We start from the raw sequence: 15,774 nt of genomic DNA, 5'->3' as shown, positions 1-15,774 counted from the left end.
TGAAACACATTCAGGTAATTGGTAGCATTTTCGGTGTGGATTATCAGGTCTGTGAATGGAACACTGCGTTCAGACACAGACGACACCAAACTCTCAACAATAGTTCCAAAAAAATTATTGGCGGCAGTGGCAGGTGTCCGAATAACACCAATGAGGGTAATAATAATGATGAAGCGCAATATTCTTGCAGTAGTAATCCCAGCATTGTTAGTTGCTGGCGCAGCTAATGCAGCAGAAATCTACAACAAAGACGGCAACAAACTTGATCTGTACGGTAAAGTTGATGCGCGTCACCAGTTCTCTGACAACGCTGGCCAAGACGGCGACGAAACTTATGTTCGTTTCGGCTTCAAAGGTGAAACCCAAATTACTGACCAACTGACCGGTTACGGCCAGTGGGAATACAACGTTCAGGCTAACCACGCTGAATCTCAAGGCGACAAAGGCAACAAAACCCGTCTGGGCTTTGCTGGTCTGAAATTTGCTGAGTTCGGTTCATTGGACTACGGCCGTAACTACGGCGTAATCTATGACGTCAACGCATGGACTGACATGCTGCCAGTGTTCGGTGGCGACTCTATCTCTAACTCTGATAACTACATGACTGGTCGTTCTACTGGTCTGGCTACTTATCGTAACACCAACTTCTTCGGTCTGGTTGATGGCCTGAACTTTGCTCTGCAATATCAAGGCAAAAACCAGAATGACCGTGCTGGTTCTATTGATCCAGTTACCGGTGTTTACACTGGTGCTAACCTGAAAGATCAGAATGGCGACGGTTTCGGTATCTCTTCAACTTATGATATCGGTTACGGTGTGAACTTTGGTGCTGGTTTCTCTTCTGCAAACCGCACTAACGAGCAAAAAGCATTCAGCACAGCTAACGGTGAAAAAGCTCAGGCATGGAACGTTGGTGCTAAATACGATGCTAACAACGTATACTTGGCTGTAATGTATGCTGAAACTCAGAACCTGACTCCATACGGTGATTTTAGCAATACTATTGCTAACAAAACTCGTGATATTGAAATCACTGCACAGTATCAGTTTGATTTCGGTCTGCGTCCTTCTTTAGGCTACGTACAGTCTAAAGGTAAAGACCTGGATTACGTAAACTACAACAACCACGACCTGGTTAAATATGTTTCTGTTGGTACTTACTACGCATTCAACAAAAACATGACTACCTATGTAGATTACAAAATCAACTTGCTGGATGAAGACAACTTCACCCGTGATAACAAGCTGAACACTGATGACGTTGTTGGTGTTGGCTTGGTATACCAGTTCTAAGTTAAACTTAATCACGCAGTTTATCTGCTGACATAAGTTGAAAAAAGACAGGGCTTCGGCTCTGTCTTTTTGTTTTTATCCTTAGTCAATAGAGGGATATTACGCTGTCGAATGCACTATTTTGCCGATTTTTCACCCTGAATTCCCCCGCCTCACAACATTCATTTCTTTTTATCGCAAACGGTTGGCAAAGGCTGCAACTGGCGCTACCCTGATAGTTCTGTTTGCTTAACGCTAAGCCATGGAAGCCTCTGACATGTTTGAAAAAATCACTGCTGCACCTGCTGACCCGATTTTGGGCCTGACCGATATTTTCCGCGCGGATGACCGCCCTCATAAAATCAATCTGGGGATTGGTGTCTACAAAGACGAAACCGGTAAAACGCCGGTGCTGACCAGCGTGAAGAAAGCTGAGCAGTATTTGCTGGAAAACGAAGTTACTAAAAACTATCTGGGTATTGATGGCCTGCCGGTTTTCGCCAGTTGCACGCAAGAACTGTTGTTCGGTGCCGACAGCGCTATTATTGCCGATAAGCGTGCGCGTACCGCTCAAACCCCAGGTGGTACCGGTGGGTTACGTATTGCTGCTGATTTTATCGCCCATCAGACCAGCGCTAAACGTGTCTGGGTCAGTAATCCTAGCTGGCCGAACCATAAAAATATCTTCGCCGCTGCCGGGCTTGAAGTGGTTGAGTATGCCTATTATGACGCTGCGAACCATTCACTGGACTTCGATGGGCTATTAAAAAGCCTCTCAGAAGCTCAGGCTGGCGACGTAGTGCTATTCCATGGCTGCTGCCATAACCCTACCGGTATCGACCCAACCGAAGCCCAATGGAGCCAATTAGCTGAGCTGTCAGTTGCCAAAGGTTGGCTGCCACTGTTTGACTTCGCCTACCAAGGTTTTGCCAAAGGTTTGGAGGAAGATGCTCAGGGGCTGCGTATTTTCGCTGCTAAACATCAGGAACTGATCGTTTGTAGCTCTTATTCGAAAAACTTTGGTTTGTATAATGAGCGTGTCGGGGCTTGCACCATTGTTGCCGCTAGCAGCGACGTGGCCGATATCGCCTTCAGCCAGGTTAAAGCCGTTATCCGTGCTAACTATTCCAACCCACCAGCCCATGGGGCGTCAGTGGTTGCCACCATCCTGAGCAACGCGACATTGCGCGCCATTTGGGAACAAGAACTGACCGATATGCGCCAGCGCATTCATCGTATGCGTCAGTTGTTTGTGAATACATTGCAGGAAAAAGGTGCGAAGCAGGACTTCAGCTTTATCATTAACCAGAATGGGATGTTTTCATTCAGTGGCCTGACTAAAGAGCAGGTTCTGCGCCTACGCAATGAGTTTGCTGTTTATGCTGTCAACTCTGGCCGAGTAAACGTTGCAGGTATGACACCTGATAACATGGCTCCGCTGTGTGAAGCTATCGTTGCTGTGCTGTGATTAGGCATCAATGACCTACCGTAAAAAGGGTGCATATGCACCCTTTTTATTTTGTTTCAAATGTCAGAATATGAGTCTTAATGGAACATATATTTGGCAAATTCGCTCATCGGCATGGGCCGCCCATACATATAGCCTTGCAGATAGTCGACGTTATGGGCCTGTAAATAGCGCATTTGAGTGTCGTTTTCGACTCCCTCTGCAATGGTCTGCAACCCCAGTCGGGTCGCGAGATCGATAACATTCCCGACAATGTGGCTCGACAATGCATCGGAACCAATCATGCCAACAAAACTTTGGTCAATTTTCAGAAAATCCACTTTAAAGTTCTGCAAATAAGTCAGACTTGAATGCCCGGTACCAAAATCGTCGATAGCAATAAATACCCCCAAAGCATGCAACTCGGCAAATAATCGGTCAGTAATCTCATCGGCAACGATTAATTTCCGTTCGGTTAATTCCAATGTGATATTGATTTTATTACCACCAAAGGCCTGAATAAAACGGCGGCAATCATCTACCAGACTCAGATCACGGCAATGGTTAGCACTGATATTAAAACCAAAGTGAAAACCTTCCGGTAACTGATTTACGTAAGGTGCAAAAGTGGTACTAACTTGCTGCATGATAGCGCGAGTCATCGGAACAATAAGTTCACTGTCCTCGGCCATCGGAATAAATTTATTCGGCTGAATTAAACCATTAACAGGATGCTGCCAACGCATTAGAACTTCACAACCCACCCAGCATTGCTCTTTGCCTGATACTATCGGCTGCATATAAGCAACAAACTCGTTGTTTTCTAACGCCTGTTTTAATACCTGTGTGGGTGATGCCGCCCTACCCGATAACCAGAAAACCAGCGCGGCTGAACCGATGCTCATTAAGATGAAAAATATCAGGCTACCTTGATTATATTGCCAGGCATAGGCCAAATATTGCTGGTTAGAGAGCGTCGTATTTAATGAATAAGCAAACTTGTCTGAGGCCAGATATAACGGTTCGCTTCCCTCGGGGGGGTGGCCTGGATGTACCATACCCACCGCATCCATCCATTTATCACCCACCCTCAGATACAACTGTATATCACCACTTAATAAGTTAAGGATGCTGCGCAGATAATAGCCATCGACCGCAACCAGTATGCTGTAATCACCTCGCGCCAGCCGATACACCATCAAAGCACGATCTGGAGTGACATCATTACCCTGCATTAGCTCCAGTTGACCATCAACGAACACATCTAGATCAAACGGCGTGGAAAGTGGGCCATATATCGAGGAACAATAGATGGTCGTCCCCTTAGCTAAAGAGACTGAACGCACATCCGGTATAATGACAACTTGATCCCGCAGATTTTGAACAACTTGCATGCAAGGTTTGCCTAATCCGGTTTCTACCTGAAGCGCCGCATGCTGCAAATTATTAAATATCTGCTCGAATCGAGCCCTACCTTGTAATAACTTAGCTTCAGCATCCTGATGCATATTGGCTTTGGTTTGCGCATAAATCACTGCCGCCCCTAACAACAGAAATAAGAATAATACCATGAAAGAAAAACTTAGCCGGGACAGGAATTTATTCAGTCTGAAACGACGAAACGGCATAGTGGCTTCCATTGAAAGGCGCTCGTAATATTACGAACTCAAAACGGCAGCAGAAACAGTGCCGGGTCAATAAACGTGACGACTGTTTGTTGGTCAGGCTTTATCCATCTCGCAAAGATAATATAAGCACCGACCGCTATCATCATTATGATCACAGCACCAATAGATAAATAACTATTGCTTCAAAAAATATGTAAATCACTTATTCAATATAACGTAAAAAGGCACCAGACGGTGCCTTCTTTGAAATTCTAGCTGTTTATGATGTCGACATCACCAAATAGCCGGTTCTTCACGTATAAACGGGTTAGTCTGCCGTTCATGGCCTAACGTAGACATTGGACCATGACCGGGAATAAACGTTATGTCATCACCTAAAGGCAACAATTTAGTCCGAATGGAGTTAATCAGTTGTTGGTGATCACCGCGTGGGAAATCACTACGCCCAACACCACCGTTAAAGATAACATCACCGACCAGTGCCAGACGCCCCTGTTGGTCAATGAAGACAATGTGACCTGGCGTATGCCCAGGGCAATGCAATACCGATAACTCCACTTCACCAACAGTGATTTTGTCACCCTCGGTCAACCAACGGGTTGGGGTAAAAGCTTCACATTCGCTCAAACCAAACATTCTGCTCTGCGCCGGTAGCCCTTCCAACCAGAACGTATCTTCTTTTTCAGGGCCATAAATCGGGATATCAAAATGAGCGGCTAACTCAGCAGCAGCACCCACATGATCCAGATGGCCGTGAGTCAACAAAATCTGGCTGACCTTTACCCCCTGACGTGCAACTTCAGCAATGATCTTGGCTGCATCACCACCAGGGTCTACCAATGCGGCCTGCTTTGTGGCTTCACACCAGATTAAAGTGCAGTTCTGGCTAAAGGCCGTCACCGGAATAATTTGATATTTCATAAAACTCCACCCCAAATGCAACTGGCAATATACCTATCATCTTTCAACCATACATCTGTATGGGCTGCGGTCGTTTACCCGAATCACTGATAGCATCAGTTTATCGAGCCAGGACTTTGAGGCTCGTCCTGTGGTTGGCATAAGTGCTATTCAAACCCACTCTGACCGATTTGGCACTTGCTTGCCACCGCCCTACAATTTGAAATCTGTTAGGTATGATTCAATGCATTGGCATAAAAATGTCTGCTACCAGGTTCTTGTCGGCCCAGTATCAATATGTACAAAGTTACTGCGAGGGTAATATCCTACACCACCTGCACGCATTTTTAATGCTGCTTTGCGGATATTACTCAATTGAATACCTTCAATATGAAAATCCATTGCCCGCCCTTGCGTGTGGAAACTGTGTTTGGCCACACCACGGCTGCGTTCGCGCAGTTCATTATTGGTATCAAGTGAGCGGTAACCGGAAATAAGCTGCACCGGTTTAGTTGTGCCAAGAAGCCCTTGTAGGCGGTATAGTTGATCAAACAGGCGTGGGTCGATAGTTTTTACCTTATTGGCCCGATAATCGCGAAAGAGATGGTTTAAGCGGGAAAGTTCATCTTTGTTATAGCCCCGACCATCAAAAAATTCGGCTTTTATGGACTCGCCTGTATTGAGGTTATTCAGGGTCAAGATCCGTGGGCGAGGAGTAGAAAGGGTGGCAAATGCCTGCCCTGGAAGCAGCGATATACCCAGCGCTGCCCCGCCTAACGTTAGCCATTTACGGCGATAATTATCAATTTTATCCATGATCTCTGTTAATACCCGGCAAGAATGTCAAAAGAAAGCACTAACCAAATGTGCCGTCCCGAACCATAACCGCCTACGGAAAACCAGTCAACCCGCATTCGGCCCGCACCCGCTGTGCGTTTAAGTTCGGTTATAGAGAACCCCAATTTGGGGCCCCCTACGACAACCCGATATTAAGACCATTAGTTATTGAGTTTTACTGCATTTATTGCATTAAAAGTTCAGCCTGAGGTGAGATTTGTGCACCGGATCTCACCGTCTTATCATAATTGTAAATATCTGTTCTAAATTGTGGCCTACCGTCATCCGCTACCCATGCTGTCAGGTAATACAATTGCACCGGGACACGTTGGCGAATATTCACGTAGGTGGTATCGCCTTGTTTTAACGTTGAGGAAACCCGCGCATCATTCCAGCCAGCATCTTGCAATAACATATTTGCCAGATCCGAAGCTTTATTGACGCGGACACAGCCGGAACTTAATGCACGGATATCTTTCTGGAACAGACCATGGTTCGGCGTGTCATGTAAGTAGATAGCATCAGAGCTTGGCATATTGAATTTGAAGCGCCCTAATGAATTGCTGGCACCTGGTGCCTGACGCAGACGGTACGGGAAGTTATTAGGCGAAATCATGCTCCAATCGATCATCGATGGATCAACAACTTCAGCCTCATTACTCCAACCAGACAGAACGGTATAACCATGACGCTGGAAATAGCCGGCGTCATAGCGTGCTTTGGGTACGATATCCTGGCGCACCAGAGACGTTGGTACATTCCACGGCGGATTGACCACCACATTATTTAACGCACTGCTCATCAACGGTGTCTTGCGGCTTGGACGGCCAACAATCACCCGCGATGAGAGAACCTCAGCACCATTCTTATAATAATTAAGCGAATAGTTTGGGATATTAACCATAATGCCGTTATCGACGTGTCCCGGTAAAATACGCAACCGCTGAATATTCAATGCCAATAATGTTGCCCGCGTTTGTGGTGAGACATTCAACCATTCACGAGTTCGGACACCAATAACACCATCATCACTTAGCCCATGCCACTGTTGAAAACGTTTAACGGCTTCCACCAACTCAGGCGTATAAACATTGTCGGTTATAGTTGTGGTGAGCGGCGCTGATGGCGACGCTACAACCCCACCGGTAACAGGAACGTCGGCCACGGGTGCCGCTGAAGGGCTAACCACTAAACTGTGAGCCTGAGCACGGCTCTTTTCTTCATCAACCGAGAGATCATCATTGACCACGGCTACTGCTGGATTATCCACCGGGATAACCTCTGGGGCTTTGGCCGGTTCAGATGCAATGGGGTGTAGCATGCCCGTTCTGTCTAGGATTTCCCGTAGCGCTGGAATATCGTCACTTAACTGACCTGGGCGCAGGCTGGGGCCATTAGACATCTGTGGCCATGGCTGGCGGTCTGCCAGCATCAGTTTCAATGCCTGATGCATTTTGTCGTATTGAGGATGTTGGGGGGCCAGCGATGCCAGATAGGGTGCGGTGGTCCCTTCATGCACCGCTTGCTGCCAACGATTTAAAATAGTAACTGGCGGCATCGCCATTTTGTATGGCACATTGCTGTATAACCAGACACTACCGTTAGCGCCAACACCTGAAATAAAGTGCAAGTATCCCAGCATGGCATCTGACAAAATAACATCGCGAGCTTGACCGGTAATGTCAGGGTCACTCAGCCATTTTACCCACTGCATAAATTGCGGCTGGAGACCGGAGAGTGCCACTTCAGCTAATTGCTGCTGAAAATGCTGCACCGCAGTTCTATCCTGCCACATCGGTTGCATACGGTTGGCGGCATAAAGCAATGCCAACTCAGAAGCATAGAAAGGTGTCACCGTTTTAGGCAGCACTGATAATAACTGTGAGCGGCTTTGTGCGACCGACATTGTCGTACCACTCATAGGCAGCGCTGAGGATGAGTCTAACGGCATGACAGGTGCCGTGGCTGATGCTGTAAATATCGGCATCAGGCTATAAATTAAAGCGCAGTATAATGCTAATGCGCGTTGCGGATTTCGTTTCCCTATCGACATTCTATGCCCCCGGTATGCTTATCTAAGTACGTCATAGTCTGTCGTTACCCTTCTTCCCTGAAGCCGCAGCATTGTTGCTGCTCTGGCACCCGAATCCCTGAGCGTCGATCAGTTCAACGAGATTTGTTCGTTGGCTACCACTTCAATAGTTTCGGGTTTTCATCATTATTATACAAACAGAACTGCCCCTTGCGTGGTCAACGATATAAATTTAACCATTTACGTTACGCTAACAGATTTCCAGTGGTTATAAAATATAACCCTAAGGTGTGGAAGAAATAAAAATGGCCGCTAGTTAGCGACCATTTAATCGGATTAATTATTGCCGCCTTCTTTCTGAACAATAATTAACCGCCGGGTTGTATCTCGGCAGGTATCGGCGGCAATGTTGGTATTTCATTGGCAAAACCTCGTAAGCCAACCACATGTACATGCTCATGATTTTGGAAGACTTTTCGTACCAACTTATAGGTTGTCCCTTTTTCCGGGCTGATATTTTCTGGTGCTGCAATTATTAATTGCATTTCCAGCCGCTCGCACAGTTCAAATAATGTCGCGATAGATTTGGCATCCAAACGCGCCGCTTCATCGAGGAACAGCAAACGGCAAGGGGAAATATCTTTGCCGCGCAGACGACGTGACTCTTCTTCCCAACTCTGTACCACCATGACCAGTATTGACATACCGGTACCAATAGCCTCACCGGTTGACAATGCGCCGCTTTCTGCCCGCAGCCAGCCATCTGAACCGCGATAAACTTCGACTTCCAGTTCCAGATAGTTACGGTAATCAAGCAGTTCTTCACCGATGGTCTGCGGCAAGCGCTGCCCCATATCCATTTGTGGGTTCAACCGCTGGTACAGTTTTGCCAATGCTTCGGAGAAGGTCAGACGATTGCTATTAAACAGATCCTGATGCTGCTCTTGCTGCTCGGATAGCACATCGAGCAAGGTCGCGTGAGCTTCACGTACATTCACATTCAGCCGCACGCTCTTGACCTGACCAAATGACACCGCTTGCAAACCCTGATTCAGCATACGGATGCGGTTCTGTTCGCGCTGAATAGTTTTACGGATAATATTCGATACACTTTTGGAACTGATTGCCAGCTTCTGTTCGCGAGCGGTTAATTCTTCGGTCAAACGGCCCAGTTCAATCTCCATCTGTTCAATGGCTTCAACCGGATCATCAGTGCGAATAATATCCTGACGAATACGTTCACGCAGATGTTGGTAGACCGCGATATAGAACTGAATCTTACGCTCAGGCCGTTTCGGATCTTCAGACAAACGCAGCACATCGCGCAGATGTTCATTATCAGCCACCGCCAGACGCAGAGCACCCAAGGCTTTATCCGACATAGAACGCAGCTCGTCACCGTCCATATAGGCCAGTTCGCGGCGATGCAAACGACGCTCAACGCCATTATCTTTCACCATCCGCATCACCGCACACCAACCCGCTTTGGCATTGACGACTTGTTCACGGATCTGATGATAATCTCGTTCCAGCTTGCGCAGTTTCTTCTGGAGGCTATCCATCTCAGCTTCACAGAAGGTTAGCTGTTTTTCCAACTGATTACGGCGTGAACGGTTAGTACTTAATGCCGCATGCAACTCGTCACGGCGGGTACGAGCACGGGCTTCTGCATTAGCATCAGCCTGAACACCGATATCCACCAGTTCCTGACTTAACTCTTTCAGCATGTCACGCTTGGCGTCATAAGAACTTTTTAACGACGCTAGCACCTGATTATACTGGGTAAATTGCGCTTGATACTGACGTAACTGCTCACGAGCGCGAGTGCGTTCTGCTTCCGCCTGCTCCAAACGCTGGCGCAGTTTATCGTTGAGATCAGAGTTCTCCGTCAACATGCCCGCAGAATCGGTATAGCTAAAGTGCGCACGACGCTGAACAACTTCAGTCAGTGCAAAAGCTTGCTGTTTAGCCTGACGCTGGCTGTTTTGCGCCAATACATAGTTTTCCTGCAACTGTTCGTGTTGTTGCGGGTCACTTTGTAATACCGCTAACAGCGGTTCAAGTTTAGTCAGGGAAGAGCCATGCTTCTGAATATGGCGAGCCGCCTCTTGCGCTTGCGCCGATTCTTCAGTTATCTCTTCGACACGGTCAGTCAACGTATCATCAAGTAGCAATGAAATCAGTGGGATCAAGCGGTTAAGGGCTGAAATCCCCTCTTTAGCCTGTTCGAATTGCTGGCGCTGCTGCTGGTTGCTTTCTTCGTGTGCACTCAGAGCTCGCTCTATTTCACCACGACGGGTATTGAGTAAACGAATTTCAGCTTCAGGATCTGCATCAAATGCCACGGCCAGATGAGAACCGATAAAACGGCTGAATGCTTGATGCAAGCGTTGCGTTTTTTGCACATCAAATGACAGCGTGGCATAACGTTCAGCCAGGCTGTCACGCTCTTGATACAGTGCTTCTAGCCGGTTCTCACGGGCAGCGCGGCCAAACAGCGGCAGTTCTGGATAACGGGAGTAACGCCACTGGCGATCCGCAATTTTAACCACTACTGCTTTTTCATGCTCTTCAACGGCAAATACACTGTCATCAAATGATTGTGGGTCACCCTCGATAAGATAGAGGTCTTCCGGGCAGTCTTCTAAACCCTGTAGTTGATCCCGCACTAGTGACAAGTCCGGTACCACGATACCGTGGCGCGATGGGCCATACAGCGCGGAGAAGTATGGCGCATCATCGATGGTGACATCGTCATAAATCTCGGAGAGCAACACACCACCGAAGCGTTCGGCCAAAGCAATCATCCGCGCATCTTCAGCACCACTTGGCTGACTTAACCGCTCAATCTGCGTATCAACAGCACGTTTGCTTGCGGCAACTTCATCGCGCTCCACCGTGGTTTCGCGTTCACGCTCCAGCAGTTGCTGCATGTGTTCGGTAACCTGACGGCTATCCTCCAGCGCCTCACCGCTCTGTTCGCTGAGTTGACTCAGCGCATCTTGTGCCGCCAACCAGACTGGCGCACGCGCCGTCAGCTCTTGAATTTTGAGCTTAATTTGCTCGAGTTCCTGACGCATTTCCATGCGCCGCTCACCAGCATCACTGACGTTGAGAGAGAGCTCTTCAACCTGTGACTCCAGCTCACGCTGCAACTCTTCCAACTCCTCCGGCTGGTATACTTGCCCCTGACGTTTACAGAACTCTTGCAGCAAGCGCTCTGCGTCTTGCTGAGCACGTAAACGCTGTTCCAGCTCTGACAAACGCATCCGCAATGGTTGCACACGTTCAGCCAAATGTTGTTGAGACGGCCAGTCACGCAACAATTCCCGCGCAGTTTGCCAGGCTTCACTGCGACTGACCTCGCCGGCGATAGCCACCACTAACTGATAAGCTTGCTCAAATTGGCTGTGCGCAGCATCAGCAACACTCAGTTTTTGCTCAAGTTGTAATAAAGATTCAGTCGCTTCCTGCTCTTTGGCATGGAAGGTTTCTAGCCACTCTTCGGCATTATCGGCAGTTAATTCTGGCAACTGACACAGTGCGCGCGCGCGTTCCAAAGCCTGTAAGGCTTGCTGATATTGGATAGCACGGGTCTGTTGAACGTCCAGCGCTTGCTGGTAATCGGCCAACTGACTTTTCAGTTCGTCCACCTCCAACTCAGCAGCTTCAGCACGGGCTTCGTTATCGGCCTGCTGCTCGCTGGCCTCGGCGACAACTTCATTTTGCTCTTCCAGCCGGTAAGTCAACTCTTCCAAATCACTCTGGTAGCGCTCGATCTTTTCCTGCTGGCGCATGGCGGTCTGCACCAGACTCAGGTGGTCACTGGCCGCCTGATAATCTGTTTCCAGATCCGATTCCGCACTGCTTTGCTCGGCTAACTCTCGCGACATTTCCACATGACGATACTGCTCAGTCACCAATTGCTTGCGGCTGGTCAGCAAGTCACGGCGCAATACCAATGCGCCATCAAGATGGATCCGCCGCTCATTGGCATGACGCATATAGTCAGCAGCAACGTAGGACGTTGCCTCTGAAATCAGATGCTTAAACAGATCACGATCAGATTGAGTGACACGAATAGCCTCAAGGGTCATACGGTTTTCACGCAATGCCGCTTCCATATCCTGGAAGGCTTTCCGCACGCCGCTGTTTTCTGGCAATAAGTAATCACGCAGTGAGCGGGTAATCGCGCTGGAAATACCACCGTACAACGATGCTTCTATCAAACGGTAAAATTTGCTGCGATCGGCAGAAGAGCGTAAACGCTTTGGAATCACACCCAAATCAAACATCAGCGAGTGGTAGTCAGTGATGGAGTTAAATTGCTTGAACTGCACCCCTTCCATCGCTTCGACGCGCTCTTTCAGCTCTTGTAATGACAGGACGCGCGCCTGACGCTCACCCACCACCTCTGTAAGAATCTGGGTAGGTTGGATAGCCGTCGGCAGCCCCTGAATGGTGAAAGGCTTAATATCAACCTTGCGGTCACGCCCTGCCACTTGTTGCAACCGCACCCCGACAACCACACGTTGGTGGCGGGAGTTGACGACATCCAGCGTTGAATAACAGACCCCGGCCCGCAATTTGCCGTGCAGACCTTTATCACGAGAACCACTGGTGGCACCGGCTTCGGTGGTGTTACGAAAGTGCAGCAGTGTCAGGTCAGGAATCAGTGCTGTAACGAAAGCGGCCATAGTGGTGGATTTACCCGCACCATTGCCGCCAGATAAAGTGGTTACCAGCTCATCAAGATCGAATGTCCGGGCAAAAAAACCATTCCAGTTAACCAAGGTCAGCGAGCGAAATTTACCGCGTTCAATCATTCCTGTTCATCCTCTGCACTGTCCGCTGCATTACCCATGGTGATGTCAGTTTCATCGCTTTCATCATGGAGTGACAGACTGTTTTCCACCGCCATGGCCTCGCCATCACGGATCATGCGTAACTGGGCTTCCCGTGGGTCATCGCCGCTACGCACATCAGCACCAAAGCGGAATACCGCTTCAGTGATACGAAACTTGCTGCTGTCATTGCCCATAAAGTAGATCATCCCCAACCGACGCAGCCGGTTAAGTGAGGTTCGTACTTTTTCCTGCAACTTCTGTTTATCCAAATCCGACCCGGTTGAGCGCTGGTTAACAAACTTCAGCAATTTGCTCTCATCGGCCAGACTTAGCAGCTCTTCGTATAATTCGTGCTGCGCGAAAATGCCTTCATGGGCCAAACGTTCAGGGCTGAGATACAGATAACAAAGGATCTTGCCAACCATCATATCCAGCTCAGATAGCACCGAGCGTGGAATCAGCGTGGTAGAACGGGGACGCAGATAGAAGAAACCTTCCGGTGCACGGATTAACTCCACATTATAACGGGTATAAAACTCTTCCAGTTGCTCCTGAAAATCCATCAGGAAAGCATGATTATCCAGTTCATCAATCCCGATATGACGACCGGCACGTAACTGGCTGTCAAGTGCTGGAAACAGTGAGTTGGCCAATGCCTGAGCCAGTTTAACGGGCATTACTACTTCAATATTTGTTGATGACATGTGCCTGCACCTTGGCTCCGTAATCATTGATTGCCAACCATTCTGCTGGTAACCCTGAGAAATCGGCTTCGGCCACACCAAGGCGAACTGCCTGGTCGACCAGGATACGAGCCACGTCGAAATGACGAGCACGCGGATATTGCGCGAGGTAGTCGCGCATCACTTCCCCCAGATTAAGTGGCATCTTTTGTTGCTGGTATACCAACAACGCCTGCTCAATCAGGGCGGCTAATTGCTCACGGATCTCATTAAATTCTTCAAATTCCAGATCCGGTGGCAGCTCCCCGGTAACTTCCTCACTGCGCAACGCCAGTTCTTCATCGCGCATATCCAGCAAGCGATCAGCGTTGGCATAGGTGAGAGTCCATGGGCTATCAAAATAATTCTGAACTGACTGGCGCAAGCGTTGGGCGAAGACACGGTTTTTATCCATATCAATCGCAGTACGGATAAACTTATGCACGTGGCGGTCATAGCCGATCCACAGGTCAATCGCCTGCTGACCCCAACTGATAATGCGGTCAAGTTTACTTTGTAAATCAAAGACCAACTTATCCACCAGATCCAGACCCGCATTGCCGATAGTGGCTTCTTGAATACGTAACAGGTTAGCCTGAAGTTTATCACCTGCCGCTTCCAGCGTATCTTGTAATTCACGCAGTGTGCCGGATGTTTCTGACAACAGCATTTCACAACTGGCAATAGCCGCCCGCCAATCCTGATTCAGCAACGCGGCGATATCTTCCTTCACACTATGTTGCTGCTCGTCCATCAAGCGTTGCGTCATATCAATGCTGTCGAAAATTTCAGCAACTGAATATTTTAGCGGGGCAAAAACATTACGATGCCAGTGGAATTCATCCCCCCCCTCTTCGGCTGCTTCTGCCGCCCGTTGTAGCTCTTGTGCGACAATCGATAACTGCATTGACAGGCGCAGGGTGGAGAATTCGCGCTGCCGGATATAGTAGTCAGTGATACCAATGCCTAACGGCGTCAGGCGGTAAATCGCATTACCATCGGCAATTTCACTGGTAAAGCGGTTGAGTAACCGCTGGCGCACCATGTCATTGATAGCATTATTCGCGCGCACGGCCACGGTTTCATGGGTCTGCTCAAAACCTTTGCAGACGTGGCGAAATGCATCAACTAACTCCCCTTCACTCATTTCGCCATCCAGCCGCTCACCGTTTAACGTGGCAATAGCTAAAAGAAAGGCCAAACGATCGGTGGGCAGAGTAATCGAAAAGTCATTTTTCCGCGCCCAGGCGACCAGTTCGGGTACTGTCTGGGAAAAGTCACTCATAATGGGTCCTTCAGATTTGGCTTAAACGCCATGACATGCACGTAGCGCCCCAGGCTGATAAAGGGCTCCTGCCGGCAATAGCGCTGTTCCAACGCCAATAATTCAGCAAACTCATCAACTTGTTGCTGTTTATTTTTCATGTAATCGTGAAACACCCGTACTCCCGTCTTACCGCTAATGGATAAACCCATTTGCTCAAGCCAACCATATACCGTTGGTGGATCTAAAGGGTATTGCGGCGATAGCGAACGCTGCCTACGCCTTTTTACACCCGGTAACGCCAACTGAAAGTTACCCAATACCGCATTACGCATCACCAATCCATTGGCATTGAAAAACATCAATGAGAGCGCGCCGCCGGGAGTCAACGCATTAAAGAGTATTTGCAGAACGTGTTGAGGCTCTGCAATCCATTCTAAAACCGCATGGAACAATATCAGATCAACCGGCTGTTCTAAATGTTGGGTGATGTCCTGAGCCGCACTTTGTACAAATTGCATGTTGTGGCTCACACCTTTTTCCAAGGCAGCGGCCTTCGCGCGCTGGATCATCTCCGCTGACAGGTCACATAATAGGACCTGATGGCCTAATGCCGCCAGTTGGCAAGCCATATGCCCTTCGCCACCACCTGCATCTAAAATCCGCAACGGGCGTGGTGGTAACTGCGCTAACAGCCCGCTGATATCTTGCCAAACCACCGCCTGGCGAATCATTCCCTTCGTCGTACCATAGATATTGCGGGAAAACTTCTCAGCAATGTCATCGAAATTGCGATCCTGCATGAACAACTGCTCCGCTATAACT

At 48.6% G+C, this 15,774-nt stretch carries 10 protein-coding genes; 2 read left to right on the top strand and 8 right to left on the bottom strand.

Annotation, left to right across the window (positions count from 1 at the left end; translation table 11 throughout):
* Window positions 1-168 precede the first annotated feature (168 nt).
* Both ompF and V1955_RS08345 read left to right on the top strand, forming a co-directional pair.
* Window positions 169-1,293 (top strand): porin OmpF, encoded by a 1,125-nt coding sequence (gene ompF / locus V1955_RS08350; RefSeq protein ID WP_372569894.1) that lies wholly within the window; start codon window positions 169-171, stop codon window positions 1,291-1,293.
* Between the two features lie 256 nt (window positions 1,294-1,549).
* Window positions 1,550-2,740 (top strand): amino acid aminotransferase, encoded by a 1,191-nt coding sequence (locus V1955_RS08345; protein ID WP_420071297.1) that lies wholly within the window; start codon window positions 1,550-1,552, stop codon window positions 2,738-2,740.
* A gap of 77 nt (window positions 2,741-2,817) precedes the next feature.
* Here V1955_RS08345 and V1955_RS08340 read toward each other — a convergent pair whose 3' ends face one another.
* The 8 genes from V1955_RS08340 to cmoM form a co-directional block, all read right to left on the bottom strand.
* On the bottom strand, window positions 2,818-4,347 hold the full coding sequence (locus V1955_RS08340) for an EAL domain-containing protein (RefSeq protein WP_083158451.1): 1,530 nt from the start codon (window positions 4,345-4,347) through the stop codon (window positions 2,818-2,820).
* A gap of 273 nt (window positions 4,348-4,620) precedes the next feature.
* Window positions 4,621-5,268, bottom strand: a complete 648-nt coding sequence (locus tag V1955_RS08335) for an MBL fold metallo-hydrolase (RefSeq protein WP_083158450.1) — start codon at window positions 5,266-5,268, stop codon at window positions 4,621-4,623.
* Window positions 5,269-5,514: 246 nt separating this feature from the next.
* Window positions 5,515-6,063, bottom strand: coding sequence for a YcbK family protein (locus tag V1955_RS08330; RefSeq protein ID WP_083158449.1), 549 nt, complete (start codon window positions 6,061-6,063; stop codon window positions 5,515-5,517).
* A gap of 205 nt (window positions 6,064-6,268) precedes the next feature.
* On the bottom strand, window positions 6,269-8,137 hold the full coding sequence (gene ldtD / locus V1955_RS08325; protein ID WP_372569313.1) for a L,D-transpeptidase: 1,869 nt from the start codon (window positions 8,135-8,137) through the stop codon (window positions 6,269-6,271).
* A gap of 347 nt (window positions 8,138-8,484) precedes the next feature.
* Complete coding sequence (gene mukB, locus V1955_RS08320; RefSeq protein WP_442820780.1) at window positions 8,485-12,942, bottom strand: chromosome partition protein MukB; 4,458 nt, start codon at window positions 12,940-12,942, stop codon at window positions 8,485-8,487.
* Window positions 12,939-13,667 carry a chromosome partition protein MukE gene (gene mukE, locus V1955_RS08315; protein ID WP_042568220.1) on the bottom strand — a complete coding sequence of 243 codons (729 nt, stop codon included), beginning with the start codon at window positions 13,665-13,667 and terminating at the stop codon, window positions 12,939-12,941. The genes mukB and mukE overlap by 4 nt, the downstream gene beginning before the upstream one ends.
* Window positions 13,648-14,970, bottom strand: coding sequence for a chromosome partition protein MukF (gene mukF, locus V1955_RS08310; protein ID WP_102970391.1), 1,323 nt, complete (start codon window positions 14,968-14,970; stop codon window positions 13,648-13,650). Before mukF ends, mukE begins: the two co-directional genes overlap by 20 nt.
* Complete coding sequence (cmoM, locus tag V1955_RS08305; RefSeq protein ID WP_420072993.1) at window positions 14,967-15,752, bottom strand: tRNA uridine 5-oxyacetic acid(34) methyltransferase CmoM; 786 nt, start codon at window positions 15,750-15,752, stop codon at window positions 14,967-14,969. The genes mukF and cmoM overlap by 4 nt, the downstream gene beginning before the upstream one ends.
* Between the last annotated feature and the right edge of the window lie 22 nt (window positions 15,753-15,774).

It is taken from the genome of Yersinia sp. 2545 StPb PI, assembly GCF_052217125.1.
Lineage (GTDB): Bacteria > Pseudomonadota > Gammaproteobacteria > Enterobacterales > Enterobacteriaceae > Yersinia > Yersinia enterocolitica_E.
This window is presented reverse-complemented; position numbering and strand designations above follow the sequence as displayed.